This is a genomic window from Amycolatopsis sp. NPDC043887, assembly GCF_056435665.1.
In genome coordinates this window covers 115,998-139,873 of the sequence record NZ_JBWKEB010000001.1, presented here as the reverse complement: position 1 = coordinate 139,873, position 23,876 = coordinate 115,998, and the positions used below count along the sequence as shown (strand labels likewise).

23 protein-coding genes are annotated in these 23,876 nt (G+C 68.3%); 14 read left to right on the top strand and 9 right to left on the bottom strand.

Translation table 11 applies throughout. The features are described 5' to 3' along the window. The first annotated feature begins 61 nt into the window (after positions 1–61). Positions 62–469, top strand: a complete 408-nt coding sequence (locus AC069H_RS00725) for a DUF3151 domain-containing protein (RefSeq protein WP_007032496.1) — start codon at positions 62–64, stop codon at positions 467–469. Positions 470–536: 67 nt separating this feature from the next. Here AC069H_RS00725 and AC069H_RS00720 read toward each other — a convergent pair whose 3' ends face one another. After that, complete coding sequence (locus tag AC069H_RS00720; RefSeq protein ID WP_478224191.1) at positions 537–1,763, bottom strand: lipase family protein; 1,227 nt, start codon at positions 1,761–1,763, stop codon at positions 537–539. Between the two features lie 134 nt (positions 1,764–1,897). On the opposite strand from AC069H_RS00720, the gene AC069H_RS00715 reads away from it, so the two are divergent. Beyond that, a complete protein-coding gene (locus tag AC069H_RS00715) occupies positions 1,898–2,479 on the top strand; it encodes a TetR/AcrR family transcriptional regulator (RefSeq protein ID WP_478231392.1) in 582 nt (193 codons plus the stop codon). Here the strand turns inward: AC069H_RS00715 and AC069H_RS00710 are convergent. The 3 genes from AC069H_RS00710 to AC069H_RS00700 form a co-directional block, all read right to left on the bottom strand. Then, the gene (locus AC069H_RS00710; protein WP_478230940.1) at positions 2,476–3,795 is read right to left on the bottom strand and encodes a sensor domain-containing diguanylate cyclase; all 1,320 of its coding nucleotides are present in this window, start codon (positions 3,793–3,795) and stop codon (positions 2,476–2,478) included. The two genes, AC069H_RS00715 and AC069H_RS00710, sit on opposite strands and share 4 nt — an antisense overlap. Before the next feature lie 202 nt (positions 3,796–3,997). Continuing rightward, positions 3,998–5,251, bottom strand: a complete 1,254-nt coding sequence (locus tag AC069H_RS00705) for an MFS transporter (RefSeq protein WP_478230939.1) — start codon at positions 5,249–5,251, stop codon at positions 3,998–4,000. A gap of 447 nt (positions 5,252–5,698) precedes the next feature. Next, entirely contained in the window at positions 5,699–6,295 is a 597-nt protein-coding gene (locus tag AC069H_RS00700; RefSeq protein WP_478230938.1) for an LLM class flavin-dependent oxidoreductase, read from the bottom strand. Positions 6,296–6,657: 362 nt separating this feature from the next. On the opposite strand from AC069H_RS00700, the gene AC069H_RS00695 reads away from it, so the two are divergent. Continuing rightward, positions 6,658–6,813 (top strand): hypothetical protein, encoded by a 156-nt coding sequence (locus AC069H_RS00695; RefSeq protein ID WP_478230937.1) that lies wholly within the window; start codon positions 6,658–6,660, stop codon positions 6,811–6,813. 257 nt (positions 6,814–7,070) lie between these two features. Beyond that, complete coding sequence (locus tag AC069H_RS00690; RefSeq protein WP_478230936.1) at positions 7,071–7,835, top strand: hypothetical protein; 765 nt, start codon at positions 7,071–7,073, stop codon at positions 7,833–7,835. Here the strand turns inward: AC069H_RS00690 and AC069H_RS00685 are convergent. Next, entirely contained in the window at positions 7,822–8,460 is a 639-nt protein-coding gene (locus AC069H_RS00685; RefSeq protein ID WP_240596632.1) for a GmrSD restriction endonuclease domain-containing protein, read from the bottom strand. The genes AC069H_RS00690 and AC069H_RS00685 overlap by 14 nt on opposite strands. A gap of 185 nt (positions 8,461–8,645) precedes the next feature. Further along, positions 8,646–9,326, bottom strand: coding sequence for a hypothetical protein (locus AC069H_RS00680; RefSeq protein WP_478230935.1), 681 nt, complete (start codon positions 9,324–9,326; stop codon positions 8,646–8,648). Between the two features lie 54 nt (positions 9,327–9,380). On the opposite strand from AC069H_RS00680, the gene AC069H_RS00675 reads away from it, so the two are divergent. Then, a complete protein-coding gene (locus tag AC069H_RS00675) occupies positions 9,381–10,667 on the top strand; it encodes an adenylosuccinate synthase (RefSeq protein WP_016338079.1) in 1,287 nt (428 codons plus the stop codon). 68 nt (positions 10,668–10,735) lie between these two features. Here AC069H_RS00675 and AC069H_RS00670 read toward each other — a convergent pair whose 3' ends face one another. Beyond that, a complete protein-coding gene (locus AC069H_RS00670; RefSeq protein WP_478230934.1) occupies positions 10,736–11,152 on the bottom strand; it encodes an OsmC family protein in 417 nt (138 codons plus the stop codon). A gap of 122 nt (positions 11,153–11,274) precedes the next feature. On the opposite strand from AC069H_RS00670, the gene AC069H_RS00665 reads away from it, so the two are divergent. Next, positions 11,275–12,210, top strand: a complete 936-nt coding sequence (locus tag AC069H_RS00665; RefSeq protein ID WP_478230933.1) for a TIGR03564 family F420-dependent LLM class oxidoreductase — start codon at positions 11,275–11,277, stop codon at positions 12,208–12,210. A gap of 111 nt (positions 12,211–12,321) precedes the next feature. Continuing rightward, a complete protein-coding gene (locus AC069H_RS00660; protein ID WP_478224197.1) occupies positions 12,322–13,542 on the top strand; it encodes an MFS transporter in 1,221 nt (406 codons plus the stop codon). Here AC069H_RS00660 and AC069H_RS00655 read toward each other — a convergent pair. Both AC069H_RS00655 and AC069H_RS00650 read right to left on the bottom strand, forming a co-directional pair. Further along, complete coding sequence (locus tag AC069H_RS00655) at positions 13,526–15,064, bottom strand: amino acid permease (protein WP_478224198.1); 1,539 nt, start codon at positions 15,062–15,064, stop codon at positions 13,526–13,528. The two genes, AC069H_RS00660 and AC069H_RS00655, sit on opposite strands and share 17 nt — an antisense overlap. Before the next feature lie 609 nt (positions 15,065–15,673). Next, the gene (locus AC069H_RS00650) at positions 15,674–16,792 is read right to left on the bottom strand and encodes a glycerophosphodiester phosphodiesterase (protein WP_478230932.1); all 1,119 of its coding nucleotides are present in this window, start codon (positions 16,790–16,792) and stop codon (positions 15,674–15,676) included. Positions 16,793–17,110: 318 nt separating this feature from the next. Here AC069H_RS00650 and purD point away from each other — a divergent pair, with 318 nt between their 5' ends. The 7 genes from purD (at position 17,111) to AC069H_RS00615 (ending at position 23,572) form a co-directional block, all read left to right on the top strand. After that, a complete protein-coding gene (gene purD, locus AC069H_RS00645) occupies positions 17,111–18,373 on the top strand; it encodes a phosphoribosylamine--glycine ligase (protein WP_478230931.1) in 1,263 nt (420 codons plus the stop codon). 134 nt (positions 18,374–18,507) lie between these two features. After that, positions 18,508–18,894: a PE domain-containing protein gene (locus AC069H_RS00640; RefSeq protein WP_034312497.1), complete on the top strand. Its 387-nt coding sequence runs from the start codon at positions 18,508–18,510 to the stop codon at positions 18,892–18,894. Continuing rightward, positions 18,845–19,486, top strand: a complete 642-nt coding sequence (locus AC069H_RS00635; protein ID WP_478230930.1) for a DUF3558 domain-containing protein — start codon at positions 18,845–18,847, stop codon at positions 19,484–19,486. Before AC069H_RS00640 ends, AC069H_RS00635 begins: the two co-directional genes overlap by 50 nt. A gap of 10 nt (positions 19,487–19,496) precedes the next feature. Beyond that, positions 19,497–21,152, top strand: coding sequence for a hypothetical protein (locus AC069H_RS00630; protein ID WP_478230929.1), 1,656 nt, complete (start codon positions 19,497–19,499; stop codon positions 21,150–21,152). 4 nt (positions 21,153–21,156) lie between these two features. Further along, on the top strand, positions 21,157–21,927 hold the full coding sequence (locus AC069H_RS00625; RefSeq protein ID WP_340686230.1) for an ESX secretion-associated protein EspG: 771 nt from the start codon (positions 21,157–21,159) through the stop codon (positions 21,925–21,927). 168 nt (positions 21,928–22,095) lie between these two features. Continuing rightward, positions 22,096–22,407 (top strand): hypothetical protein, encoded by a 312-nt coding sequence (locus AC069H_RS00620; RefSeq protein ID WP_340686231.1) that lies wholly within the window; start codon positions 22,096–22,098, stop codon positions 22,405–22,407. A 43-nt stretch (positions 22,408–22,450) separates the two neighbouring features. Further along, positions 22,451–23,572 (top strand): transglycosylase SLT domain-containing protein, encoded by a 1,122-nt coding sequence (locus tag AC069H_RS00615; protein ID WP_478224203.1) that lies wholly within the window; start codon positions 22,451–22,453, stop codon positions 23,570–23,572. Positions 23,573–23,876: the final 304 nt, after the last annotated feature.

Here is a 23,876-nt window from a genome sequence, read left to right as displayed (position 1 = left end):
CGGTGGGGGCATTCTCGGGAGCCTGTTCTTCTAGTCACACGGGGTGGGCACAATGGCCCGTATGACGAACCTCCTCGGCCCCCAGCCGACGCATCTCCCCGAGCACACCGCCGCGCAGGCGGCGCTGGACGCCGGGACCGATCCGGCCGCCGTCGCCGCCGAGCACCCCGACTACAGCGAGGCGTGGGCCGCCCTCGCCGAGAAGGCGCTCGAAGCCGGCGAGACCGTCGCCGCGTACGCGTACGCCCGCACCGGCTACCACCGCGGCCTCGACCAGCTTCGCCGCGCGGGCTGGAAGGGACACGGTCCGGTGCCGTGGTCGCACCGCCCGAACCAGGGTTTCCTGCGTTCCCTCGCGGTCCTCGGCAAGGCCGCCGGCAAGATCGGCGAGACCGAGGAGTACGACCGCTGCCGGACCTTCCTCAGCGATTCGGACCCCGCCGCCGCGGAAGCCACCGGCCTCAAGTAGCGCGCTATGAAAGGCCCCTTCCCTGCAAATTCGCAAGGAAGGGGCCTTTCATAGCACTCGGTGAGCCCTAGAACAGGCCGCAGTTCCCCACGGCCGGCAGCCCCGCGAAGCGTCCTTCAAGCCAAGCGAAAGCCTCCGGGAAAGCCCGGATCGCTCCGCCGACGTGCGTCGGAACCAGCGAAGTCGAGAACTGCACCTTCGCGCCCTTCGCGCACCACGAGCGCGCCATGGTCCGTCCCTGCGCGTAGGGGACGATGTCGTCGAGTGCGCTGTGGACGACCAGCGTCGGCGCGCCCGGCTTCCGTGCTCCGATGAGCTGCTCGCCGACTCGCGTCTTGTACGGCTCTTCGCCGAGGTACGCGGTCAGCGGCCTTCCGTCCTTCGTCAGGTCCTTCGACTGCGTGAAGGCGTGTCCGAAGATCGCGTCCCCGGTGCACTCCTGCTTGACCTTCTCGAACGCTTCGGCGCCCTTCGCGTTCAACAGGGAGGGAATGTTCAGTTCCGGGTACGCCGCGTCCATGCTGACCAGCGTGAATCCGAGGAACCCGAAGGCGTAGTGCCCGTCGATGTTCTTGCCGACCTCGGCCAGGTCGGCCGGGACGGCGCCCGCGTACGAGCCCTTCAGCTTGAGTTCGGGCGCGTACGACGGCTGGAGTTCGGCGGCCGACGCCGATGCCCCGCCGCCCTGCGAGTAGCCCGCGGTCGCGACCGGGCCGTTGTCCGGCAGGTTCGCTTCGGGGAGGCGCTGTGCCGCGCGGATCGAGTCGAGGACGGCGTTGCCCTCGGCCGCGCGGTTGACGTACGTGTGGACACCCGGGGTGCCGAGGCCCTCGTAGTCGGTGACGACGACGCCGTAGCCGCGAAGCAGCAGCCCGGCGATGAAGGGGCCTTCGTACTCCATGCCCGCAGCGAGGGCTTTCGACGGCGCGCACTGGTCGCCGACGCCCTGCGTCCCGGCCGCGTAGCCGATGACCGGCCGTTCGCCCGCGCCGGTCCACGCCTTCTTCGGGGTGAGGACGGTGCCGGTCACGGCGTTGGCCTTGCCGTGGGTGTCGGTGCTGCGGTACATGATCCGCCGCACGTCCGCGTCGGCCTTGATGAGTTTCACGGGATCGACGTAGAAGGTGGACGGTTCGTGCCGGATGATGTCGCCGGGAGCACCCGCGGGCAGCGGCGACGGGGGATCGTAGAAGGACGGGGCGGCCGTGGCCTGCGGTGCCCCGAAGGTCAGCAGGGCCGCGATGGTGGCCGCTGAGACGGCGGCGGAAACACCGCGCCGGGATCCTGGACGCATGCTTGCTCCTCGTTGAGCACAAACATTTTCGACAGATGTGTCGAAAAAGAGAGTCAGTGAGGTGGCGCACAATGTCAAGCCCGGCGCCGCGAGGGAGACCCCGCAAACTCCCGATCGGCGAGCAACGCGCGCGGGTGCTGAGTTCGGCCGCCGGTGTCTTCGCGGTGCACGGCGCGCAGGCCGCGACGATCGAGCAGATCGCCCGGCGCGCGGGGGTGTCCCGCCAGGCCGTCTACGAGCAGTTCGGCGATCGCACGACGTTGTTCACGCAGGTCGTCGCGGATATCGAGGAACGGGCCTTCGAGGCGATCGGCGCACCCGCCCTGGACCTCTCTCAGCCCGAGCTGCGGTCCTGGGCGCGCGCCAACTACGCCAACATGTTCGCCTTCGTCGCGGCGAACCCCGACGCGTTCCCCGTCCTGCGCGAGGCGGAGCGCATGGGCGACCCAGCCCTCACCCGGCTGCGGGAACGGCTCGTCGGCGTCTACACCGAGGCGAGCAGGCAGCGCTGGGCCCGGCACGGCGTCGACTCCGGCCGCGCGGACAAGGCGCTGGTCACGCTGTTCTTCGCGATGACCGAGGCGCTCGTCCAGGCGAGCTGGGACGGTGAGCCGCCCGACGCGGACGCGCTCATCGACCTGCTCACCGAATTCACCGTCGGCGGCGTCGTCCGTCTTCGAACCGAGGCCGCCGACGTGATGGAAAGACTCCGTTAGGCCGCGACGGCCTCCAGAGGCATTCCAGCCACGTCGGCGACCGACGCCAGATCCGGGGACGAGACCACGCGGTTGCGGCCGTTGCGTTTGGCCGCGTAGACCGACGCGTCGGCGGAGGCCATGACCTCGTCGATCGTCCGGCCGTCGAGCGGGTACGTCGCGACGCCGACCGACGCCGTCCGCTGTTCGATGACCACGGGGTTGCCCTCGTTGTCCTGGGTCCTGATGACCATTTCGCTGATCCGCTGCCGGATGCGCTCGGCGACCGCGACGGACTCGTGCTTCGAAGACGAGGTCAGGAGCACGACGAATTCCTCACCGCCGAAGCGGCCGGCGAGGTCCTGCGTCCGCGTTTCGGCCTTGACCAGCGCCGCGACCCCCTTGAGCACGTCGTCGCCCGCGAGGTGGCCGTACGTGTCGTTGATGTTCTTGAAGTGGTCGAGGTCGATCATCAGCGCGCCGAACTGGCCGTTCTCGCGCTCGGCGCGGGCGACCTCGCGGATGGCGCCCTGCTGCCAGGTCGTCGCGTTGAGCAGCTGGGTCTTCTGATCGGTGGTCGCGAGCTCTTCCAGCTGCTTGATCAGCACCGAACGCTGCAGCACGTACAGCGGCAGGAAGATCAGCAGGACGAGCGCGGGCTGGTACGGAAGGGCCGCGATGACCAGGCCGCCGAGGCACACCGTGGAGAGTTCGAGGATGTTGTCGTCCCAGGTGCCGAGGCAGTTGGGGACGGAAGCCTTGCCGGGGGCGGCCAGATAGAGCCCGATCCCCGTGAGAGCGGTGTTGACGACGAAGAAGGCGAGGCCCGCGAAGCAGATCGAAGAGACCGTCACTGAAGCGTCACCCACGAGCTGCACGGCCCCCCAGCCGGCGAACGCGGACATCGTCATGGTTGTGGCGTTCGCCACAGTCCGATGGGGATTCACGTGACGAATCCCCGACCAGCTGCGGAAACCGAGGTGAAGATAGATCACCGCGACGAGAAGCGCGGAGAGCTGCGGCGGCAGGATGAACGCGCCGGGGAAGACCCAGACCGACGTCATGCTGACGTGCGGGGTGATGCTCAGACTGCGCCGCTGGTGCTCGATCCGCCGGGTCGCCTCGGCCTGCACGATCGCCAGTGCCGCGAGCAGCAGGCAGGTCATGACCTGCGACGTTTCGACCGCGACGGTCATGGTGAAGATCCCGGTCAGCGCGAGCATCGCCGCGACCGTCAGCCCCGTGAAGGTGATCCAGTTCGTGGGCCGCTTCCAAAGCTCCCACGCCGTTACCGTGAGAGCCGAACGATGTCCAGCGCGTTCCTCCGATGTGATCATCTTTCCCCCTGACTGTTGCGTCATTCTCCGAAACCCCCTACTTACCGACAGCTTCCACTGACTTGCGGGCTGTCGACAAGCTCCCTAGGTGTGTACTTTTCTCTGAGAGACCGAGGGAAAGGTGCCAGCGATGGCCGGTAAGGAGCAGTGACACAGGGCGCCAGCCGCACGGCTGCGCAGGATTGACCACGCGTGGAGCACCTCAATGTTCCGCGCGTGCGTCGTCATGCTCGATCCACTTTTCCGGGGCCGCCCTGAGTGTCTTTCCCCAGGTCACCGCCAGCGGAACGGTCAGCAGCAATCCGGCAAGACCGAAGAAGCCGACCGTCGACTGCGCGCCGGTCTGGTCGGCTAGGACGCCGCCGATCAGCGGGCTCACACCCATGGTCGTGGTCAGTCCGGTGTTCGACAGGCCCATCACCTGAGCGCGGCTTTCGTCGGGGACCGCGAGGGTCAGCGACGCCGTCGCCTGCATGAGCGCGACCGTGCCCAGCCCGCCGGACACGACGAACAGGGCGATCGACGCCCACGGCCCCGGCTGCAGGAAGCACAGCAGCAGCGGGATCGCCGTCAGCGCGGAAAGCGGCCCGATCAGTTTCGGTCTGACGTGTGCCGGCACCCAGCGCGAGTAGATGAACGCGCCGATCACGCTGCCGATCGGGTCGGCGGCCAGCAGCAGGCCGATGACCTCGGGGCCTCCGCCGGACGAGGCGACGTAAGGCGCCGCGATGCCCTCGTACACCGGCAGCAGGCCCATCAGCCAGGTGAACAGCAGCAGCGAACGCAACCCTGAGCTGGCGAAGACGATCTTCCCGCCCGAACCGATCGAGGCGAAGAACGACTTGCGCTTCTCGCCGGACGCCGCGGCCGGGCGCGACGCCAGTCCGAACCGGACGAACAGCGCCGAGACCACGAAGGTGACCGCGTCCAGCGCGAGGGCGATATGGGGTTCCAGCGCGGTCAGCAGGAGACCGCCGCCGGCGAATCCCGCCAGCTGTGCCGATTGGACGGTCATGCTGCGGATCGCCATGCCGACGACGAACCGGTCGCCTTCGAGGATCTGCGGCAGCAGGGCCAGCTGGGCCGCTTTGAACGGCGGATTCAGCAGCGAGACGGCGCCGACGAGGACACACAGGACCCAGAACGGCAGTACCGGCACCGCGACCAGCGCGATCAGCAGCGCTCGCAGCAGATCGACGGTCACCATCACCGTTCGCCGGGGGAAGCGGTCGGCGAACCCGGTGAGGAAGATGCCGCCGAGCAGCGACGGGGCATAGGTCAACGCGTAGGTGAGACCGGTCAGGGTCGCGGAACGGGTTTCGGTGAAGACGAGGACGGAGAGGGCGACCCTGGCGAGTTGATCACCGAAGATCGAGAAAAGCTCGGCGAACCAGAGCGAACGGAACTCGGCTACACCGAACACCTCTCGGTAAGTGACCCGTCCGGCCGAAGCCATGCTGCCCCCAATAGGGTCCTTATTACGCGACAAACTCGTGACCGAGAGTAACGCGGTCACGAGCTAGTCACGAAGCGTCATTCGTTCACGTAAGTGTCTCCTGACTGTTGGTGATTGGCTAGGTTCTTTCGCCGGGTTTCTGGAGTTGGAGATCTTTTTCGTGGACGCACGGCCGTTCGCGAAGATGTCCCGGTGACCGGTGCCTCGGCTCGGACCTGCGGCTTTCGGTGGCTTTGGGCCTTTCGCCGGGAAAGAACCGGCCGCGGCCGCGTCACCCGGCTCGGAGGTACGGCGCCGCGAAGACGGCCGCGGGTACCCCCGGGCCCGCTTGTGTTCGCACGGTGTGCGAACGCGTTCCGACTCCGCTCCGCGACCGTCGGGTCCCTCAGACGGCACCGACGCGCTCCACCGAATGGATGATCGACCGCCATTCGGTGCAGTGGCGGCTCAACCGTCGACCGCGAGCACCTCGCGGGCCGAAGCCGCCTTCGCAGCGTCGCGTTTGGCGACCTCTTCGCGCACGATGGGGATAACGTGACGGCCGAAGTCGATCGTGTCGTAACCGCGCGCGGAGAGGATGTCGACGCCGAGGTCGTAGTAGTCGAGCAGGGCCTGCGCGACGGTTTCGGGCGTGCCGACCAGCGCGTTGGAGTTCCCGGCGCCGCCGGTCGCGGCCGCGGTGCGGTCCACAGTGCCCGATCGAACCGTTCGCCTTCGGCGGCGACCGCGAGGAGCCGCTGCGAGCCGGTGTTCTCCGGGTTCGTGAGCGAAGGCCGCCGGGTCAGCTGCCGGCCCCTTCTCCCAGGCGAGTTCCTCGGTCGGCGCGATGATCGGGCGGAAGGCGACCTGGATCCGCGGGACGTCGGTCTGTGCGAGAGGCTCACCCCAGAGGCAGAAGATGTCCGCCTCCGCCCCGCCCGCCGCGTACGCCGCCGGGGACGACCCGTCGAACGACACATCGGGGCGTGGCCGTCGCACAGGACCGACGTCGAGGCCGAAGTCGGCGAAGCGGTAGTGGTCGCTGCCACCGGTGATGAAGTGCACCGTGAGCTTTCCGTCCGAAGTCTGGTCCAGCGTGGCGAACGTCTTCGCCGCGAAGGTCGGGTACGAGACGTTCGGCCGGTGCGCCTACAGGATCCGGAGTTCGTCGAGCTTCGACGCGACGTACGCGGCCGCCTGCACCGGGTCCGGCCCGCTGGAGCCGTACGCGAACAGCACCCGATCGCGGATGAGTCTCCGAACCGTCGTTGGTGCCTCCGATGCCCAGGAATTCGACCGGCATCGCGCGTTCCTTTCGTCCGTGACCCCCCCACTCGACGAGTACGCTCCGGTTCTTCGCCGTGGCAACGGGTTCCGCTCCTCGAGAACCCGAACGCCGCCCGGAATCCCGGCGTGGCTTCGGCTTCGTGAGTACCGCAGACCTTCCCTATGTGCTCGCGGTGGCCGGCGCCGGTCCACGTGGGGTGGGCGTGCTCGAACGGCTCGGTGCCAACGCCGCCGAACTGCTCGGCGGTCGGCGGCTGGTGGCACATCTCGTCGATCCCCTTCCCGCCGGGGCGTGACGGGTCTGGCGCTACGAACAGTCGCCGTTGCTGCGTATGAACTCCATGCCCGAGGACGTCACGGTCTTCACCGACGACACCGTGCGGATCCACGGCCCGATCAAGGCCGGGCCCGTCACTGATCGAGTGGGCGCGGCTGGTCCGCTCGGGCGGGCTCGACACCGGAATCGACGACAGCCTGCGCGCCGAACTCGAGGCACTGCGAAGCGATCCCGGCGCCGGACGACCGGCTGGACCTGGATCGTCTCGACCGGCCCATGGCGGGCAAGGACTCCGGCACCGCGGAGGAGTACGGCAAGGAACTGCGCGAGTACGTCGAAGCCGACTTGAGCCTACGGGCGGACCCCGAGTACAGCGCGGATCTCGGGGCGTTCACGGCACTGTTGTCCGTGATGGGCCAGCTTCCCGCGCTGGTGGGGACCGGACGGCTCGACGCGGTTTCGCAACTGTCCGATTTGGACGGTTGGTTCCTCGGCTTCTTCTCCTGTTTCGCGAGCGGCCCGCCTCCGCGGCGGCTCGAAGAACTGCTCGCCCTCCAGGAAGCCGGCCTCGTTTCCTTCCTGGGCGCCGAAACGCGTGTGTCGGCGGACGAGGAACGCGGGGTCTTCGTCGCTTCCGGCGCGAGTTTCCCTGGCGAGACCGGGTCGACGCAGTCCGGGCTCGACGAGATCCCGAGGCGCAGCGTGCCTCCGGGTTCGGGTGGCCCCGCGTCGGCACCCGTCGAGCCGCCCGCGGACGAGCAGGCGGTGGCGAAAAGTGCGGTGAGCGCGAGTAAGGAAGTGGCGGCGGGACGGGACGCCGGGTGGCCTCCAGCGGGAACGGGGAGGGCGCTTTTGCTTGCGCCTGCCCGATTCACGCTAATCACGGCCTTGAGGCCCGCCCACATACTGAGTTCGGCTCCCAGCCCGCGAAACGTCCCACCTTTCCGCTTGACAGCCCCGAAAGTCCGTGAAGGCCTCCTTCCCTACTCTGAAGGTAGTGAAGGAGGCCTTCACGGACAGAGCAGGTCTAGCAGCGGTTGAGCATGTCCGTCAGCGCGGTCTTCTCCGCCGACTTGATGCTCAGCTTGTACTTGTATTTCACCGTGGTCCACATCTTCGCGTAGGTGCACCAGTAGCCGACGGTCGGCGGCTTCCAGGCGTCCGGCGACTTGTCACCCTTCTCCTGGTTGACGTTGTCGGTGACGGCGATCAGCTGCGGCGCGCTGAGGTCGTTCGCGAACGCCTGCCGCTGCGCGGTGGTCCACGACGACGCCCCGGTGCGCCACGCGGCGGCCAGCGGGACGACGTGGTCGATGTCCACATCGGACGCCGCGCGCCAGGTGGCGCCGTCGTACGGGCTGAACCAGCTGCCGGAGACGGCGGCGCAACTGCTGTCCTGCTGCACGTTCGTGCCGTCCCGCTTCAGCACGACCTCGCGGGTGTTGCAGCTGTTGCCCTGGTCGGACCAGTGCGGGAACTTGTCGCGGCTGTACCCGGTCGACGAACCGTCCGGCTTGACGGTCAGCGCGGCGAGCTGGGTCTTGGCGGTGTCCGCCGACGGGATGCCCGGGGGTGTCGCTTCGGCGACACCCACCACGCCCGCGGAGACGATCGCCGAGACGGCGAGGACGGTGAAGGAGCGACGAACGGCAAGCACAGTTGGCATATTGCTGCCTCCGTGTCAGGTTTGGGGACCTGGTCACCATGCGGGACGGATATGACCCACGCAACACCATCGGATGACACTCTGCTGGCTATTCGTGAACGGAAGGTGTCACGAGCAGGTAGGACAGGGTGTCCGCCGCCGAAAAATCTTCGGAAAGTCCAGCTGATGGTTCTGAGCCGAACGGGCTAGTCCAGCCCGCGGACCAGCCGGAGGTCTTCGGTGTGCCGGTACCAGGTCCACCGGCTCATCGCGCGTGGATGGGCGACGCCGTCGATGCTCGGCCGGGTCGGGATGCAGCCGAGCTGGAACGCCCGCGCGTAATGCGTCGAAGGCCGTTTGAACAGCGTCCCCTTGGTCACCCGGACCATCAGCCCTGGGCCGCTCGTGTCCGGCTCGACCTCGATCGAGCGCGCGGGCCCGCGCAGGACGGTGTGCTCGTCGCAGTAGGCCACCCCGCGGATCATCCCGATCACCCCGCGCCCGACCAGCACCCCGCCGGTGTCGTCGCGGATCAGCGGCACCGGGTCGACCTCGCCACGCAGGGCGAGCGAGAGGGCGCGCAGCGGCTGCGTCGGCAGGCTCCAGATACGGGCGACGTCGGAGTCCGGCGACGACGGCACGAAGCCGAGCGACACGCCCGAGAGCTGTTCTTTTCGTAACAGCCGCAGCGCGACGGCCGCGAGGTCCGCGTCGGTGCCCGCGACCACCAGATGATCGTGTTGCCCCAGCAAGGGGTCGATATCCGCCTTGCCGGGGCGGCTCGGGACGTGCACCATTTCGACGTCGTCGATCTCCGGGAGTGTGGGCTCGCCCTCCGGACAGACCACCACTATTCCGCGCACCCGAAGGCCCTCCGTTACGCTCATGCACCGGCATTTACCAGCGCCAAACCACCAGTCGCCGAACACCTGGAGTGTCACATGCCGGCCATCGTGCTGATCGGGGCCCAATGGGGGGACGAGGGCAAGGGCAAGGCCACCGACCTGCTCGGCGACCGCGTCCAGTGGATCGTGCGTTACCAAGGCGGTAACAACGCGGGCCACACCGTAGTCCTTCCCGACGGGCAGAACTTCGCCCTCCACCTCATCCCGTCCGGGATCCTCACGCCGGGCGTCACCAACGTCATCGGCAACGGTGTCGTCATCGACCCGGGCGTGCTGCTCGACGAACTCGCCGGGCTGGAAGAACGCGACGTCGACACCAGCAAGCTGCTGATCTCCGCCGACGCGCATTTGATCATGCCGTACCACGTGGCGATCGATAAGGTCACCGAGCGTTACCTCGGCAGCCGCAAGATCGGCACCACCGGCCGCGGCATCGGCCCCTGCTACCAGGACAAGATCGCCCGCGTCGGCGTCCGCGTGCAGGACCTGCTCGACGAGAAGATCTTCCGGCAGAAGGTCGAGTCGGCACTGGAGTTCAAGAACCAGGTGCTGGTCAAGGTCTACAACCGCAAGGCGCTGGACGCGAACCAGGTCGCCGACGAGGTGCTGGCCGCGGGCGAGAAGTTCGCGCACCGCATCGCCGACACGCGCCTCCAGCTCAACCAGGCCCTCGAACGCGGCGAGACCGTGCTGCTCGAAGGCTCGCAGGGCACCCTCCTCGACGTCGACCACGGCACCTACCCGTTCGTGACGTCGTCGAACCCGACCTCCGGCGGCGCGAGCGCGGGTTCGGGCATCGGCCCCGGCAAGATCGACACCGTGCTGGGCATCCTCAAGGCCTACACCACGCGTGTCGGCTCCGGCCCGTTCCCGACCGAGCTGGACGACGAGTCCGGCGAGTACCTGCGCAAACAGGGCGGCGAGTTCGGCGTCACCACCGGCCGCTCGCGGCGCACCGGCTGGTTCGACGCGGTCATCGCGCGCTACGCGGTGCGGGTCAACGGCATCACCGACTACTTCCTCACCAAGCTGGACGTGCTGTCCGGCCTGGAGAAGGTGCCGGTGTGCGTCGGCTACGAGGTCGACGGCTTCCGGACGTACGACATGCCGATGACGCAGACCGACGTGCACCACGCGCTGCCGATCTACGAAGAGCTGCCGGGCTGGTTCGAGGACATTTCGGGCTGCCGCACCTTCGAAGAGCTGCCGGCCAACGCGCGGGCCTACGTCGAGCGGCTCGAAGAGCTGTCGGGCGCGCGGATCTCGGCGATCGGCGTCGGACCGGGCCGCGAGCAGACGATCGTGCGGCACGAGTTCGTCTGACCCCTCGCGCGTGCAAGGAAAGGTCCTTTCATTGCAAAATCTGCAATGAAAGGACCTTTCCTTGCGTCTCAGGCGAGCGAGGTCTTCACCGGCGTCGGGTTCCGGAACAGGTCCAGCACCGGGCAGTGTTCGTCCACCTGCCGCTTCAGGTCCTCGTAGACCTCCGCGTCCGCGGGGCGAGTCTCCGAGAACCCGAAGAACCCGTGCAGGTCGATGTCGCCGTCCACGGTCACCTTCACGCCTTCGAGCGGCACACCGAGCTTCGCCGCCCAGAACTGATAGGTGATCACCTGGCACGAGCCCAGCGCGTATTCGACCGGGTTCGCCGCGGTGTCGGTGCCGCCGAGCGCGGCGGGCTCGTCGACGGCGAACGAGTGGTCGCGCACCCGCACGTCGACCCGCGTCGCGGTTCCGGGGGGCAGCGCGTTGGCGACGCTGAACGAGACGGCGGTCTTGGTTCCTTCGATGACATCGGTCAACGACATCGGGTCTCTCCAAAATCGAGGTGTCGGACGCCGCCCAGGGTGGGGCTACACCGGGATCCGCGCGCATGATCCCAACTGGTGAACGGCGAAATATCCTTTAGGCAGCATGGTTAGCGTTGAACATGACCATCGGAGTGGCACTCCCGTCCGGGGACACCGCGGACGCCGTCAACATCGTCGACGAACTCATCACGCAGACCCGGCAGGCCGCCGACGCGGGCCTGACGTCCGTCTGGTTCTCGCAGCAGATGGAGCACGACGCGATCACCGTCGCCGCCCTCGCGGGGCGCGCGGTCGCGGGAATCACCGTCGGGACCGGCGTCGTCCCGATCTACCCGCGACATCCGTTGCTGATCACCGGTCTCGCGCAAACGGCACAGGCCGCCACCGGCGGCCGATTCGTCCTCGGCCTCGGAACCGGTGCGAAGAACTGGCTCGAACCGGCGTACGGCATCGAGTACCCGTCGCCGATCAAGCACCTTCGCGAGTACCTCACGATCCTTCGGCAAGTGCTCGACGGCGGCGAAGTCGATTTCCGCGGCGAGACGGTCCGGGCGCACGCCAAGGGCTTCGCGGCTTCGCTGTCTGTCGCGGGGTCTTCGGGCATCCCGGTGATCATCGCGGCGATGGGACGGCAGGCGCTGCGAGTCACCGGCGAACTCGCCGACGGCACGATCCCCTTCCTCGCCGGGCCGAAAGCCCTTTCCGGGCTCATCGTCCCGGAGATCACCAAGGCCGCCGCCGGTCGTCCGGCGCCGCGGATCATCGCGATGGTCCCGGTCGTCGTGACCGACGATCCCGGCGCCGTACGCGCCCAGGTCGACCGGCAATACGCCTTCTTCCGCGACATCCCTTCCTATCGCGCGATCTTCGACGCCCAGGGCGCGGACTCCGCCGGTGACCTGGTGATCGCCGGGGACGAGGAGACCGTCGCGGCCGAGATCCGGCGGTACTTCGACGCCGGGGCGACCGAGGTCGTCGCGACGCAGAGCGGCATCCGGAACGCGGAAGAGCGGCTTCGCACCTGGAGCGTCCTCGGAGACCTCGCCCAGCGCTGACTCACGTGTCATGAAAGGGGCGTTCAGGACATCCAGGGGCCCAGTGGCCTTGCTCACAGCGTTCGGATTGTGCATACTCGTGCGCATAGCGAACACAGTTGGAGGTCTCCAATGTCCCCTGCCGCGGCCCGTTCGTGGGTGGTCCCACTCGCCTGGACGGCGGTACTGCTCGACGGATTCGATCTGGTCGTCCTGGGCACGGTGCTGCCCGCGCTGCTCCGTGACCACGTCTGGGACCTGACACCCGGCACGGCGTCGGTGATCTCGACGTTCGGCCTGATCGGCATGATGATCGGCGCGATGGCGATCGGCACGATCACCGATCTCATCGGCCGTCGCAAGGCGCTGATCATCGCGGTCACGGCCTTCTCGGCGTTCACCGCGCTCTGCGCGATCTCGCCGTCGGCGTTCGTCTTCGGTCTGCTGCGTTTCCTCGCCGGGCTGGGTCTCGGCGGCTGTCTGCCGACGGCGATCGCGCTGGTCACCGAGTACGCCCGCAAGGGGAAGGGCGGCAGCGCGACCACCACGGTGATGACCGGCTACCACGTCGGCGCGGTGCTCACGGCCCTGCTCGGCATCTGGCTGATCCAGCCGCTCGGCTGGCGCGCGATGTTCGTGGCCGGCGCGCTGCCCGCGCTCGTGCTGGTACCGCTGATGATCAAGTACCTGCCGGAATCCGAGTCTTTCGAGCGGGCGCGGGAGACGCAGGAGAAGTCGGCGACACAGGTTGTCGGCGGACTGTTCCGCGGCGGGTTCCTGCGCGCCACCATCGCGTTCTGGGTGACGTCGTTCATGGGGCTGCTGCTGGTCTACGGGCTCAACACCTGGCTGCCGGAGATCATGCGCCAGGCCGGGTATCCGCTGGGCGCGGCGCTCGGGCTGCTGCTCACGCTGAACCTCGGCGGCGTCGTCGGCCTGCTCGTCGCGGGCCGGGTGGCGGACAAGGTCGGCGTGCGGCCGGCGGTGATCTTCTGGTTCCTCGGGGCGGCGGTGTTCCTGGCCCTGCTGAGTGTGAAGCTGCCCGCTGTCGGCCTGTACGTGGCCGTGTTCCTCACCGGCGGTTTCGTGTTCAGCGCGCAGGTGCTCGTGTACGCCTACATCGGCAAGACGTACCCGGACGTCATGCGTGCCACCGGGATCGGCTGGGCGGCCGGTGTCGGCCGCGTCGGCGCGATCTGCGGCCCGATCCTCGGCGGTGCGCTGCTGACTGCCGGAATCGCTTACCCGTGGGGTTTCTACGCCTTCGCCGGAGTCGGGGCGCTGGGAGCGGCCGCGGTGACCGTAGTCCGCGCCGGCCGCTCCCGGGAGGAGACCGCTACCCCAATTCCTTGAGTTCCTTTTCCACCGCGGCGAGTTCTTCCTCGGAGCCCTGCACCTTCGGGCCTGTGAACCACTTGCGCGCCGAGGCGAACCACCACACCGCCGCACCACCGAGTACGACAAGGAAGGCGATGGGCGTGTAGTTGAAACTGTCGATGGTGATCGGTGATCCCTGCGGAAGCATGAACAGCACGAAGATGAAGCACACCCAGACGGTCGCGACGGTCCCGACGAGCTTCCCCCAGCGGCCGAGGTTCCACGGTCCGGGTTCGAAGTCGTCGCCCTTGCGCACCCGCAGGAACACCGGGATCACATAGGCCACGTAAAGGCCGACGACGGCGATCGAGGTCACCGCCGCGTAGGCGGTCGCGCTCCACAGGTACGGCAGGGCGAGCAGGAGCGCGCCGCCCGCGGCCAGCCACACCGCGTTGGTCGGAGTCTGGGTGCGCTTGTTGATGCGGTGCCAGAACTTGGAACCCGGGATCGCGCCGTCGCGAGCGAAGGCGTAGATCATCCGCGAGTTCGCGGTCACCGACGCCATTCCGCAGAACAGCTGTGCGCCGATGCAGATCAGCAACAGGAACTTGCCGGTCGTCGCGCCGGTCGCGTCGATGAAGATCTGCGCGGGCGGCACCCCGGTTTCGGAGCCGACGGCGCCCTCATAGTCCTGGATGGCGAAAGTGAGGCCGATCAGCAGGATCCAGCCGGCGATCAGGGAGACGAGGATCGAGTTGATGATCCCGCGAGGTCCGGCCTTCGCCGCGTTCTTGGTCTCCTCGGTCATATGGGCCGAGGCGTCGTATCCGGTGAGTGTGTACTGCGCGAGCAGGAGGCCCAGTAAGAAGACGTAGACAGGCGACGCCCAGCCGGTGTTGTTCACGAACTCGCCGAAGACGAACGACGCGTCCTGGTGTTTCTCGGGAACGATGATCAGCACCCCGACGATCACCAGCACACCCGCGAGATGCCACCACACGCTGATGCTGTTCAGCAGCGCGACGATCTTGACGCCGAAGGTGTTCAACAGTCCGTGGATCACGAGGATGATCGCCAGCAGCAGGATCGTGTGGCCCGGCGTCGCCTCGAAGCCGAACTGCAGGTCGAGAAAGGCGTTGAGGAACAGCGCCGCGCCGAAGTCGATCCCCGCGGTGACGGCGATCTGCCCGATGAGGTTGAACCAGCCGGTGAACCATGACCACGCCGCGCCGTTGCGCGGGGCGAGCTTCGCCGCCCAGTAGTAGAGGCCGCCCGCGGTCGGGTAGCTGGAGCAGACCTCGGCCATGCCCAGCCCGACCAGGATGACGAAGAGGCCGACCAGCGGCCAGCCCCAGATCATCGCGGCGGGCCCGCCGGTCTTCATGCCGAATCCGTAGAGGGTCAGGCAGCCGGAGAGGATCGAGATGATCGTGAAGGAGACGGCGAAGTTGGAGAAGGCCGACATCGTGCGCCGGAGCTCCTGCGCGTAGCCGAGTTGGTGGAGCCGGGCACTGTCTTCGTCGGCGGGTTCTGCGGCCTGCTTGTCAGAGACATCCATCGGGCACCCACTTAAAAGGTATGCGGACAGACCATTGAGATCCGCCGAAATTAGGCCCGTCGACCTGCGCATGTCAAGGTCCCGTCAAGAACCCCGTCCCCAGCTGTCAGGAAAGTGCCGTTCAGGACACTCACCGCCGCAGCGCAAGGACGGCGACGGGAGTAGAGAGGCCGCCGATCAGCCCCTGGCCGGGTGGGTCGTGAGTGGCGGTTCGGGCGCTCTTCAGGGGGTGGGCAAAGGCGGCGTGGTAATCGCGATCGATCGCTGGGGGATCGCGCCTTCGCCTCATGTGGCCACTCGGCGTGGTTGGTGGGCGGGTGAGTGTTACCGCGGGTGAGGGGTGTGTGGAAATCGGGACGTTGAGCGTCTCAATTTCCACACACCCCCTCACGTCTCCGTCGGGCACTGTGTGGATTTCTGGTCGTCCAACGCCCCAAAATCCACACAGTCGGCGTCCCGGGGCGGGCGTCACGTAGGGCCGCTGACCTGCACCACGAACACCGGACCCACCCGGTACCGGCGCCCTGGCTGCTTGAAGTACGTGAAGGCCCCCCTTCCTCGCGCCAGGCGCGAGGAAGGGGGGGCCTTCACGTACTTGGGGTCGAAACCTCAGCGCCCCCGGAACGCCTTCACGGCCTCCAGCGCGGTGTCCGGGTGGTCCGCGAAGTACCCGTCGACACCCGCCTTGAGGAACGCCTCCTGCTCGGCGAACGCGTTGCCGTATTCGGCGAGGTTCGCCGACGAGCGCAGGCTCTGCGGGAGGAAGTTGTTCTCGTTGCGGAACGTGTACGGCCCGACCTTCAGCCCTGCCTGGTGCGCGTCGGCGACCAGCTTGGTCGGCTGCCCCAGCGCGCCGTTCACCACCGGGATGACCTGTGCCTTCTCCGGGCCCAGGTAGTCCGCGTACTTCGAGATCTCCTTCAGGCCCGCCGGCGTCACGAGGTCGGCGTACGTCCGCGGGTCGCCCTTGGCGACGAAGTCGGCCGGAGCGCCGGTCGCCGAAGTCAGCTGCAGCAGCGGCACCCGCACCTGGCGCGAAAGCGCGATCAGGTTCGACACCTCGAACGACTGGATGATCACCGGCGCCTTCGGGTGGTTGAGCCCGTTGCGCTTGAGCAGCTCGACCAGCTTCGGCTCGGTCGGGTTCTTGATCGAGGAGAAGTAGGTCGAGTGCTTGATCTCCGGGTACGTCCCCAGTTCACGGCGCAGTTCGCGGCCCAGGCGGCGCGTCAGGTCGATGACCTCCTGGTAGGTGGCGATCTGGTAGCGGCCGTCGTAGATCTTGTTGTTCGGCCGCAGCTGCGGGATCCGCTCGGTCGCGCGCAGGGTCTTCAGCTCGGCGAGTGTGAAGTCCTCGGTGAACCAGCCGGTGAACGACGTGCCGTCGATGACCTTCGTCGTCTTCCGGTTCGCGAACTCGGGGTGCTTCGCGACGTCGGTGGTCCCGCCGATCTCGTTCTCGTGCCGCGCGACGAGCTGGCCGTCCTTGGTGGGCACGAGGTCGACGTCGACCCAGTCGACGCCCTGGCGGTAGGCGAACTCATACGAGGCGAGCGTGTGCTCCGGGCGGTAGCCGGGGGCGCCGCGGTGTCCGACGATCACCGGACCATCGTGACCCTTCGCCAGCGCCGACACATCTTGGGCGCTCGGCTCGGCAGCGCCTGCCAGCCCTGTGACGCTGAGTACGGCGAGTCCGGACAGGGCGAGCACGCCCAGGCGCTTTCGCATGGTGGGTAACCTCTTTCGCTTGAACTCGGGGTACCGCGCAACCCTTGACGCAGGAGGCGTCCGGACGGCGAAGACGGACCGGCGGAGCGCTGACCGCCGGGTGAACGCCGGATGGAACCACCCGCTCGAGGACGGCGACCTGTTCGGGGCTGTGTTGATCGGTGACCCGCGACCGCGATCGCATCGCCGGGTCAGGTTCGTGTTTTCGCAGGTCAGACGTTATGGTGCCCCGCCGCCACGATAGCGGGGCCTCCGGCCGGGGCGGGTTTCACGTGGCTCCGCCGACAGGGCGTCTCCGGCCCGGTTACCCTGTGCGTCGTGCGCGTACTGGTAATCGGGTCCGGCGCCCGTGAGCATGCACTCGTCCTCGCGGTCGCGGAAGACCCTTCCGTCACCGCGCTGGCCTGTGCCCCGGGCAACGCCGGCACCGCGGCGGTGGCCGAACAACTCGGCGTGGACGCGGCCGACCCCGAGTCCGTCTCCGCCCTCGCCAAGCGGTGGCAGGCGGATCTGGTGGTGGTCGGTCCCGAGGTCCCGCTGGTGGCCGGTGTCGCCGACGCGGTCCGGAAGGCGGGCATCGCCTGCTTCGGTCCGTCCGCGTCCGCGGCAAGGATCGAGGGTTCGAAGGCGTTCGCGAAGGACGTCATGGCGGCCGCGAAGGTGCCGACGGCGCACTGCGAGGTCGTCGACAACCCGGCCCGCCTCGACGCCGCGCTCGGCCGCTTCGGCCCCACCTGGGTGGTCAAGGACGACGGCCTCGCCGCGGGCAAGGGTGTCGTGGTCACCACGGATGTCGACGTCGCGCGCAAGCACGCCCTGATGCTGCTCGACGGCGGGCACCCGGTGCTCCTGGAGTCCTTCCTCGACGGCCCTGAGGCCTCTCTCTTCTGCTTCGTCGACGGCCGCACGGTCGTCCCGTTGCTGCCCGCGCAGGACTTCAAGCGCGTCGGTGACGGCGACGCGGGCCCGAACACCGGCGGCATGGGCGCGTACGCCCCGTTGCCGTGGGCGCCGAAGGACCTGGTCGACGACGTCGTCGCCCGCATCGTGCAGCCCGTGGTCGACGAGCTCGACAACCGCGGTGCCACCTTCTCCGGCCTGCTCTACGCCGGTCTCGCGCTGACTTCCGAGGGCCCGCAGGTCATCGAGTTCAACTGCCGTTTCGGCGACCCGGAGACCCAGGTCGTCCTGGCGCTGCTACGCAGCCCGCTCGGCAAGGTCCTGCACGCGACGGCGACCGGCGAACTCGCCGATCTGCCGCCGCTGGAGTGGGACTCCGGCGCGGCGGTCACCGTCGTGCTCGCCGCCGACGGCTACCCCGGCAAGCCGAGGACCGGCGACGTCATCACCGGTGGCGAGCTCGAAGGCGTGCTCCACGCCGGCACCCGCCGCCGTGACGACGGTGCCGTCGTCTCCTCCGGCGGCCGCGTGCTGTCGGTGGTCGGCACCGGCAAGAACCTGAAGGCCGCCCGCAAGGACGCCTACGCGACGGTCGAGAAGGTCCACCTGGCCGGCTCCCACCACCGCACCGACATCGCCCTGCTCGCCGCCAAGGGAGAGATCGTCACCCCGGTCTCGTGAATTCCGGACGGAACCGCTCCGGCTAACGGTGCGTCTAACCCGGTATTTCCTGAGAAGCTTAGGCGCTCGATACATCGGCGTTGGTAGCCTCGACAGGGCGAACGGTCACCGTGCGTGTTTCCAAGGGGTGGGGAATGGCAGCATCGAGCAAGGTCCAGGACCTCACGTCGGCGGTCCCGACGCCACCGTCGGTGGCCGACATCAGAGTCGACCCGTCGAAGCTGCTCGAAGTGGCGAAGATCGTCGAAGAGCAGGTCGACGCGTTGCAGGACAAGCTCATGACGCGGCTCGACCAGCTGCGGATCGACACTCCGGCCAATGACACCGTGAGCGTGCACGCGACCAGCGTCTGGAACGAGCTCGTGGCCGACGGCGACCAGTCGTACGCCGCGCAGGTCCGGGCGTACGTGGCCGGTCTGCGGGGCCTGGTCAACCAGCTCCGCACGGCGGCCAAGGAGTACAAGACCAGTGATGCGGACAAGGCCGCCGCGTTCGGGGACCGTGGTGTACACCGGGCGTAGGCCTCGTGTGCTGGTGACCGGCGGGGTGCTCACCCTCGTGCTGGCCGGATGCGCCACGGACACGGGCGGGCAGGCGTTCCCCGACGAACCCGCGCTGGCCTCGGCCACGCAGGGCGCCAAAGCGTCGGCACTGCCTGCCAGGCCCGCCGAACTGAGCCTGCAGGGCGTCGATCCGTGTGCCCTGCTCACCGATCCGCAGCTCGACCAGCTCAAGATCAACAGCAAACCGCGCGCGGCGGCGGAACCGATCGACGGCCCGACCTGTGTCCTCGACTCGGACGCCGCGCAGCCCTTCCATGGCTATTACGTCCGCACGATCACCGCGGACGTCGAAGAGTGGTTCACCGGCAAGCGCCGCAAGAACAGCATGACGACGGAACCGACGGCGGTCGGCGGGTTCCCGGCCATCCGGAACCACCGTGACGTCGGCACGCCGGGCGACTGCGAAACGCTCGTCGGTGTCGCTCAGGGACAGACGCTGGCGGTGCGGGCGGTCGCCGTCACCGCCGGCGCGTTCACCATGCCGCAGCTGTGTGAAATGTCCGCACAGGCGGCCGACTCGGCTTTGCAGACCTTGAAAGCACGCAACTAGGGAGGGCGGCGTGAACGTTTCCGACCTCGCGGGCAGGCTCCGCGATCTTCGGTTCGACGGCTACACCGACACCGGGATCGCGACCGAGATCGAACGCTTCCGCAGCGGTGACGGCACCGGCAGTATCGGTATCGCCGTCGACGCGTTGAAATCCGTCGCGGGCGCGCTCGCGGACACCGACAAGACGCTGCGTGACGAGCTGGGCAAGCTCGGCGTGGAATGGCAGAGCGAGGCCGGTGGCGCCGCCGGTCAGGTGTTCACCGAACAGGCCGGCTTCTCCCAGGACGCGAACTCGAAGGTCTCGCACTCCGCGGAGATGATCTTCGCGCAGGGTGAGGCCTTCAACCGGACCCTGCACAAGCTCCCGGATCCGGAAGTGGTCCGGAAGGGCGCCGGCGGCCTGACCATCGGTGACGTCGTCCTGAGTCTCATCGGGTTCGAGACCGACCACGCCAAGAGCGTCAGCGCCGCGAACAACGCGCGGGCGCAGGCACAGGAGGCGTTGAACGACTACGCCAAGACGAGCGGCGAGAACCTGCTGTCGACCGACACGCTGGCCGACCCGCAGGCGATGAACCTGACCCAGACCACGACGGCCGCCGGAGCCGGTGGCGGTTCCGCCCCGCTCGACCTGGCGGGCACGGCCACGGACCTGACCCCGGACGGCAGTGTGCGGCCCGCGTCGGCCGCCGTCGAATCGAAGTACGTGCCGCCGGTCGCGCAGCCCGTCGGCAACCCGAAGGCGCCGTCCTACGACGCGCCGACCCCTGCCTACGGCGTCGCCATGGGCGGCGGGACGGCACGCAAAACCGGTGCGTCGGCGCCGAACGCCGGGGCCACGGCTCCCGCGGCCGCCGCCCCGACCACGCCGTCCGGCACGTCGAGGCCGGCTCCCTCGCCGGGGGCCGGCTGGGTGACGCCGAACCGGCCGTCCCCACAGCCCGAACAGGGCAGGCCGTCGTACCCGGTCACCGGCTCGCCGACCTCGCCGCCGTTCGTTCCGCCGGGCGCGCCGAACACCCCGAACGTCCCGCCGGGTCAGTCCACCGGCAGCGCGCCGCCGAACAGCACCACGTCGGCGCAGCCGGTCGGCAAAGCGTTCGGCACCGGCCCCGGTCTCGACAGCGCTGTCGGCAAGGGCCCGGGCTCCAGTTCGGGTCCCGGTGTCTTCGGCAACGTCGGTGGTGGCGCGGGCGGCGACCAGGCGCTCGGCAAGGGCCGCTCGGTCGGCTCCGGACCGCAGGCGCCGATGGCCCCCGGCAACGAATCCGGCCGCGGTTTCCCCGCCGTCCCGAAGATCACCGGCCCGGCCGCGGGCGACCTGGGTGCCGGTGCCGCGGCGCTCGGCGCCGGTGTCGCCGGTGGTGCGCTGAGCGGCGACAGGGAACGCGACCGCCGTCCCCGTCAGGAAGGCGGCGTGAAGCCGACCCGCCAGCTCCCGATCGGCGAGCTTCCCGAAGAGGAGGCCATGCGGCGCTCGGAGAAGATCGGCGCGAAGCAGCCGAAGCCCGAGTCGAAGTTCATGGAGCGCGCGGCCACCCAGGACGTCGAAGAGGACGCGGAGCACATCAGGCGTTACGGCGTCGACGACAAGGATCTGTTCACCGACGAGCGGCTGGTTTCGCCGGACGTGATCGGTGACCACGGCAACCGGGAAGCGCGCTGAACCTGTGCCGAACGACAACGGCAGCCTGGTGCTGTCCGCACTCGAGTTCGAAATGCTCTGGGAAGCCGAACGGCTGCCCGGCCGCCATGTCGCACTCGACGTGCCGAGCCCCGGAACGACCCACACGGAGCGGGCGGCGCTGATCGAAGAGGCCTGGGAATCCCTGCGCGCGCGAGGTCTCGCGCGGGGACACCAGGCGTCGGGCGAGCTGGTCGACATGCTGAACCTGTTCGCGCACCCCCGCGTCGCGATCGACGTCTGGGTGTGGACCGACCGCGAGATCAAGGGCCAGGCGGTGAGCGTCGGCAACCAGGCCTTGCTCGGCGTGATCGACTCCGGTCAGGTGTGGCTGATCCCCGCCAGGGAGAGCTCCCTCGCCGAGGCCGCGGTCTCGGTCGCGGGGGATCTCGGCCCCGGCGTCGGCCAGTCGATCAGCATCCCGCACGACGTCCTCGTCCAGGCCGACGCCGCCGCCCGCGGCGACGCGAAAGCCCTGGTCACCGCGCTGGAAGACCTGGACGTGCCCCTCTGGCAGGCCCAGGAGGTGGCGGGCATGCTGCTCGGCCAGGAGGCGCGCGGCCAGTTCGGTGTCGAACGCGCAGGCCGCGACGGCCGCCCCCGGCGGGCGGACAGCGTGGTCGCCTTCTACGACACGGACGCGGGCCGGTACCTGTTCCAGGTCGCGCGGAACCGGGACGGGCGGGATTGGGCGACCATCACCCCGGCGGACAACCAGTTGCTGGCGACCAGGATCCGGGAAGTCGCCGATTTCTGACTTGCCCGATTCGGTTGTTTCGCGAAGTCGATATCGGCGGGGTGGAAGTTGGCGTGGATGCGCGCACGGCCCACTGACGAGGTCTTAAAGTATGCGCGGGAACCGTCCTGATCGGCCGCGCGTCTGATCGGGCGGATACGAGTTTTTCCGTGAAGGGGATGACGAACCGTGCCTGTGTACGACCCGGAATCCATGGGGATCGCCGCCGGTCAGGTGGAGAAGCTCAAGGACGAGTTCGAGAAGACCAAAAAAGGCGTCACCGGGATGGATGACGAGAAGGAAAGCCCCTTCGGCGGAGTGGACGAGCACGGCGACGCGCAGGGCGCGGTCGGCAAGTTCAAACAGGGAGTCCACAACGAATTCGATTCGGCCGGTCAGCTGATGGAGGCCACCGCCTTCGTGCTGCGAAAGGCGGCGGGGCTGATCAAGGAGACCGAAGCGGTCCACGTGGACAACCTGAAGGTGCACGGAGACCTGTGACGATTCGCCAGGCCGGGGGCCGGAGAACAAGGGGGCTTGAGCAGTGGGTTTGAACGGTGTCGGCGCCGGGGTGCCGGACGGCTGGGGCGAACTGGTCAAGAAGGCCGAGCAGATCGAAAAGGTGAACCTGGCCGCCATTCAGAATGCCTCGAAGCAGTTCAAGACGGCCGCTGACAACGCGGGCGACCACAGCGCGGCGTTGTCCAACTCGACCCAAGCGTTGAACGGCGGGGTCTGGGCCGGGCCCGCCGCGGACGCCTTCTTCGAGTACGTCAAGTCGATCACCAAGGCCGGGAAGAACGTCGAAGAGCAGCTGGGCAAGGTCGTCGACGACCTCGACCGTGTCCACGCCGATCTCGGCAACATCAAGACCCAGGTCGCCGACGCCTACAAGGGCGCCGAGGAAGCGATCAACAAGCGGAACACCCAGGCGGAGACGGACAAGAACGCGGCGATCCAGGCCGCCGCGCAGGCCGAGAAGGATCACAAGCCGGCGCCGAGCCCTTCGGCCGACGAGATCATCCAGAAGGCCAAGACCGACATCAACAAGATCGCCGGCGACGCCGACACCCGGGTCAAGGGCCTGCTCGACCAGGCCAACCAGATGATCCAGAAGTCCCAAGAGCTGATGAAGAAGGACATCGAGGGCGGCTACTCGAAGGTCCCGATGCCCGGCAAGGACGGCAGCGTCCCCAAGCGCACCGGCGGTCTCCACGCCGGAGGCGGTGGCGGCGGTGGAGGAGGCGGCGGTGGCGGTGGGGGCGGCGGCCTCGGGCCGAGCGGTGGCCCGCCGTCGACGACGCCGCCGGGCAACGTCCAGCAGTGGATCCAGGAGGCCATCAAGATCCTGCAGGCCAACGGGATCCCGGTGACCGAGGCGGATATCCAGAAGATCTGGACGATCATCGAGAAGGAGTCCGGCGGTAACCCCAACGCCATCAACAACTGGGACTCCAACGCGGCGAAGGGCACGCCGTCCAAGGGGTTGATGCAGTGCATCGACCCGACCTTCAACGCGCACAAGCTTCCCGGGCACGACGACATCTACAACCCGGTGGACAACATCATCGCGGGCGTCCGGTACACGTTCTCGCGATACGGCGGCTTCGAGGGGCACCCGGGGCTGAAGTCCATGGCCGGCGGCGGCGGGTACCAGGGCTACTAGCGACCTCGTGAGTGTCGTTTCGGGTTATAGAGGGGTAAGGCAAACGTGGCGTGCCGGAGTTGACGGTAGGGGCGGGACTCGCCGACAAGGCACCTTTCCAACTGTTCATTACGGACTTTTTCCGCGGTGACAGTGTCCGACTTGGGTGATTTGCCCGGCTTGGCGAGGGGGTCGTGGGGGGGGGTTTTGGGTTTTTCCCCCAACACCCCCCCCCCCCCCCCCCCCCCCCCCCCCCCCCCCCCCACCCACCCGAAACCCCGACCGCGACAAAGAGTCCTTCTGAGCACCCTCCTCTCCCAAATCC

Excerpts from the sequence above, each read along its gene's own strand:
- AC069H_RS00665 (WP_478230933.1), top strand. The coding sequence starts at position 11,275 with ATGACCATCGGAGTGGCACTCCCGTCCGGGGACACCGCGGACGCCGTC.
- AC069H_RS00640 (WP_034312497.1), top strand. The coding sequence starts at position 18,508 with ATGGCAGCATCGAGCAAGGTCCAGGACCTCACGTCGGCGGTCCCGACG.
- AC069H_RS00650 (WP_478230932.1), bottom strand. The coding sequence starts at position 16,792 with ATGCGAAAGCGCCTGGGCGTGCTCGCCCTGTCCGGACTCGCCGTACTC.
- AC069H_RS00680 (WP_478230935.1), bottom strand. The coding sequence starts at position 9,326 with ATGAGCGTAACGGAGGGCCTTCGGGTGCGCGGAATAGTGGTGGTCTGT.
- AC069H_RS00655 (WP_478224198.1), bottom strand. The coding sequence starts at position 15,064 with ATGGATGTCTCTGACAAGCAGGCCGCAGAACCCGCCGACGAAGACAGT.
- AC069H_RS00720 (WP_478224191.1), bottom strand. The coding sequence starts at position 1,763 with ATGCGTCCAGGATCCCGGCGCGGTGTTTCCGCCGCCGTCTCAGCGGCC.
- AC069H_RS00675 (WP_016338079.1), top strand. The coding sequence starts at position 9,381 with ATGCCGGCCATCGTGCTGATCGGGGCCCAATGGGGGGACGAGGGCAAG.
- AC069H_RS00710 (WP_478230940.1), bottom strand. The coding sequence starts at position 3,795 with ATGATCACATCGGAGGAACGCGCTGGACATCGTTCGGCTCTCACGGTA.
- AC069H_RS00670 (WP_478230934.1), bottom strand. The coding sequence starts at position 11,152 with ATGTCGTTGACCGATGTCATCGAAGGAACCAAGACCGCCGTCTCGTTC.
- AC069H_RS00705 (WP_478230939.1), bottom strand. The coding sequence starts at position 5,251 with ATGGCTTCGGCCGGACGGGTCACTTACCGAGAGGTGTTCGGTGTAGCC.
- AC069H_RS00690 (WP_478230936.1), top strand. The coding sequence starts at position 7,071 with ATGGCGGGCAAGGACTCCGGCACCGCGGAGGAGTACGGCAAGGAACTG.
- AC069H_RS00725 (WP_007032496.1), top strand. The coding sequence starts at position 62 with ATGACGAACCTCCTCGGCCCCCAGCCGACGCATCTCCCCGAGCACACC.
- AC069H_RS00635 (WP_478230930.1), top strand. The coding sequence starts at position 18,845 with ATGCGGACAAGGCCGCCGCGTTCGGGGACCGTGGTGTACACCGGGCGT.
- AC069H_RS00660 (WP_478224197.1), top strand. The coding sequence starts at position 12,322 with ATGTCCCCTGCCGCGGCCCGTTCGTGGGTGGTCCCACTCGCCTGGACG.
- AC069H_RS00685 (WP_240596632.1), bottom strand. The coding sequence starts at position 8,460 with ATGCCAACTGTGCTTGCCGTTCGTCGCTCCTTCACCGTCCTCGCCGTC.